This is a genomic window from Bartonella sp. AA86SXKL, assembly GCF_042196885.1.
The window spans coordinates 1-899 of record NZ_JBHIRE010000193.1 but is presented as its reverse complement, the minus strand read 5'-3'; the positions used below and the strand labels follow the sequence as shown (position 1 = coordinate 899).

The following is an 899-nucleotide window of genomic DNA, read 5'->3' as shown; positions in this document are numbered from 1 at the left end:
GCTTTTATATGCCAAATAGGAACAAGGGTATTGCGTATCTTTGTTTGTGTCATTTCTGAAATGGGTATACAACCTAATTTGAGGAAAGTATAAAGTTGTAAAGGTGAAAACCAGTTCTCCCATTCTTGCCATCTCCTTTTAATTCTGCTGTATGGTTTTCAAAAGCACCCACGGCAACATCTTTTAAATAATGCGGAGTGTGCGTTGCCTCACGCTTTTGTTTATTGCATTCTTTAATAATGTCACATCTCTCATGAAGAATAGAATGTCATTGGATTGTGAATTCAAGTGCCTGTTTAAACAAACATTCATCAGCGCACCCAAACTCATTTTACGACGGAAGCTCGTGAATGGTATAGCGTAAAAGCTGTTGTACATCACCCTCTTTACGCTTATGAAGTAATAAGGCGGCACCATCATACATCATACTATTTGCCAGCCCTCAATGTTGCGAGAGCTCTTGCATTGAGACGATTCATAAGAGGTATTTTTATTCCTTGTCTTTAACAGTTTTTATCTGCACGCTAGCCCCACTTATGTGACATGAAAGCAAGTGATTTTAATTGATTCAATCTGAGAAGGTTTGTGATGAGAGAAACTTACTGTCTTTGAGGTTCTCACTCAAGTTAAAAAATGATCATTTTTGCTGATATAGAATATCATTCTAAAAACAGATATATTTTAAATATCTTGTCCTTTAAGAAGATAAAAAATCACAGAGAAACAGGAAACTCACGCCGAGTATGTACTACAGTAACAATCTCAATTTGATTTACGGTCACTTGATACAATATAAGATAATTTGGATGGGCTACAATTTCTCTTAGCTTTAATACTCTTTCACTTTTTTGATACAAATATGGATGCTCGGATAAAGGTAACACGGACGCTTCCAGCTG

1 protein-coding gene and 1 pseudogene are annotated in these 899 nt (G+C 36.2%); both read right to left on the bottom strand.

The features are described 5' to 3' along the window. Nucleotides 1-479, bottom strand: a pseudogene (locus tag ACFIO5_RS10920) (integrase); the annotation flags it as partial. Between the two features lie 234 nt (nt 480-713). Further along, nucleotides 714-899, bottom strand: a 186-nt coding sequence (locus ACFIO5_RS10915) for a type II toxin-antitoxin system RelE/ParE family toxin (protein ID WP_375705415.1), incomplete at its 5' end; no start/stop codon positions are given.